Here is a 2,802-nt window from a genome sequence, read left to right as displayed (position 1 = left end):
TACTTCATCTTCTCTAAAGAAAGGACTAGGAATTTTAATTAAATCAGCCAAAAGATTTTCAACATTTTCTCTATTAATGATTTCTTTTATCACTATTTTTCTACCTCCTGATTCTTCATCAAAACACTTAAATATTAACTGCCTATTTACTGAGATAAAAATTATTATATGTTTATATCTAGCTAAGTATTGATTGAAAATTACAGCCTGAATCAACTCTAACTATTCAGGCTGCAAATCTTTGGAATTTGTTTTATATATTTTAATAAATAGATCTCTATAATCTATTTACGCTTTACTACAGTAGCTGCACCCTGACCCCCGCCAATACATAAGGTAGCCAGACCGGTTTTAGAATCTCTTTTTTTCATTTCATGTAATAAGGTAATTAATATTCTAGCTCCACTTGCTCCAATAGGATGACCTAAAGAAATAGAGCCTCCATTTACATTAACAATATCTGTATTTAATCCGAGTTCTCTAATTACTGCTAATGATTGAGAAGCAAAAGCTTCATTTGCTTCAATAAGTTCAAGGTCTTCAATTTCAAGATCAATTTTAGAAAGTGCTTTTCTAGTTGCTGGAATAGGTCCTGTACCCATAATTTTAGGGTCTACTCCGGCTGAAGCATAGGAAGCAATCTCTGCTAAAATTTCTAAGCCCAATTCTTCAGCTTTCTCTTTTGACATTACAATTAAAGCTGCAGCTCCATCATTAATACCAGAAGAGTTTCCTGCAGTAACAGTTCCATCTTTTTTAAATGCTGGACGAAGTTTAGCTAAGCCGTCCTTAGTAACTCCTGAGCGTGGGAATTCATCTTTTGCAAAAATTTCATTATCCCCTCTTCTTTTAGGAATTTCTATCGGTACAATTTCATCCTGAAATTTATCCTCACTCATTGCTTTTTCAGTTCTCTGCTGACTGGTAGCAGCAAATTTGTCCTGATCTTCTCTACTTAAATTCCACTGTTCTGCAATGTTTTCTGCTGTGATACCCATATGATATTCATTAAAAGCACATGAAAGACCATCTTTGATCATTATATCAACCATATTAAAGTCTCCCATTTTTGCTCCCCATCGATTTTTCTGATTAACATAAGGAGCCTGACTCATACTTTCCATTCCACCAACCACATAAATATCTCCGTCTCCTGCTTTAATAGCCTGAGCAGCCAAATTTACAGTTTTTAGTCCTGAACCACAGACCTTATTGATGGTAACAGCAGGAACTTCTTCAGGAATACCAGCCTTAATAGCAGCCTGTCTTGCAGGATTCTGTCCAAGTCCTGCCTGAAGTACATTGCCAAAAATAACTTCACTTATTTTATCTTTAGGAATTGATGTTCTTTTTAATACTTCTTTAATTACGTGTGCACCAAGGTCAATAGCAGATATGTTCTTTAGCTTTCCACCAAATTTACCAATTGGAGTTCTTAAAGCTTCTACAATAACAACTTCTTTCATTTTATAACCTCCTAGATATTATTTATCTGTTTTTTCTTTTGAGATATGATGGTTCTAATGACTTAATTTCTTTTCCTTTTAATAAATCAGCAACTCCTCCAATTTTTCTGGGACTTTCACCCTGACAATCAGGACACTGACATTCTTCTTCTATATATTGAGGCTCAGTGTAAGTGGTAATAACTCCCTCATAATTTCTTAAAACAACTTTAGTCGGTGACATACTAATTAAATACTGAGGCATAACTGGAGTTTTACCGCCCCCTCCTGGTGCATCAACTACATAAGTTGGAACTGCATAACCAGATGTGTGACCACGAAGTGATTCCATAATTTCTAAACCTTTAGAAACTTTTGTTCTAAAGTGCTCAATTCCCATTGAAAGGTCACACTGGTAAATATAATAAGGACGGACTCTAATCTGAACTAACTTTTGTACTAACTCCAACATAATATTTGGACAGTCATTTATCCCTCTCATTAAAACTGATTGATTACCAAGTGGGATACCTGCATCTGCAAGTTTAGCACATGCTTCAACTGCTTCTTTTGTAATTTCTTTTGGGTGATTAAAATGTGTATTTAACCAGATTGGATGATACTTCTTTAGCATATTTACAAGCTTATCTGTAATTCGCTGAGGCATAACAACCGGTGTTCTAGACCCTAATCTCACAACCTCAACATGTGAAATCTGAGTTAATTCTTTTATAATATATTCTAATTTATCGTCAGAAATCAAAAGGCAATCTCCCCCTGATAGCAGAACATCTCTAACTTCTGGAGTATTTCGAATATACTCAATACATTTATCAATTCTATCTAGCGGCACCCCAGAATCATTTTGACCGGCAAATCTTCTGCGAGTACAGTGTCTACAATACATCGAACACTGGTCTGTAATTAAAAATAATACTCTATCTGGGTAGCGATGTGTTAAACCATCAACAGGAGAGTCTGCATCTTCATCTAATGGATCTTCCATATCACTATTACTTAAATATGTTTCTTTAATTGTAGGTACAGCCTGCTTTCTGACTGGACAATTAGGATCTTCTTTGTCCATTAAAGAAGCATAATAGGGAGTAATACCCATCCTGAATTTATCAAGCACCTCTTTAATCTCTTCTTTTTCTTCCTTTTCTAGATTAATAATTTCTGATAATTTTTCTACATCAGTAACTCGGTTTTTGACCTGCCATTTCCAGTCATTCCATTCTTCTTCTGTACAATCCCAAATTTCATATATCTCTTCTTTATTAACAGCTTTAAATTTTGTTAACATTTAATAATATCTCCTTTGATTATAGATTTATAGTTTTAGGAAATTAATTAT

The 2,802-nt window shown here is 34.3% G+C and carries 2 protein-coding genes; both read right to left on the bottom strand.

Annotation, left to right across the window (positions count from 1 at the left end; translation table 11 throughout):
- Positions 1 to 284: 284 nt before the first annotated feature.
- A complete protein-coding gene (locus CI949_RS19410) occupies positions 285 to 1,466 on the bottom strand; it encodes an acetyl-CoA C-acetyltransferase (RefSeq protein WP_290769475.1) in 1,182 nt (393 codons plus the stop codon).
- 22 nt (positions 1,467 to 1,488) lie between these two features.
- Positions 1,489 to 2,751: a lysine 2,3-aminomutase gene (ablA, locus tag CI949_RS19405; protein ID WP_005487240.1), complete on the bottom strand. Its 1,263-nt coding sequence runs from the start codon at positions 2,749 to 2,751 to the stop codon at positions 1,489 to 1,491.
- Positions 2,752 to 2,802: the final 51 nt, after the last annotated feature.

The organism is Halanaerobium sp. (genome assembly GCF_003070835.1).
The sequence above is the reverse complement of the archived record's forward strand: the minus strand, read 5'-3'. Positions and strand labels throughout refer to the sequence as shown.

Coding starts and splice junctions, on each gene's coding strand:
- ablA (WP_005487240.1), bottom strand. CDS start 2,751: ATGTTAACAAAATTTAAAGCTGTTAATAAAGAAGAGATATATGAAATT.
- CI949_RS19410 (WP_290769475.1), bottom strand. CDS start 1,466: ATGAAAGAAGTTGTTATTGTAGAAGCTTTAAGAACTCCAATTGGTAAA.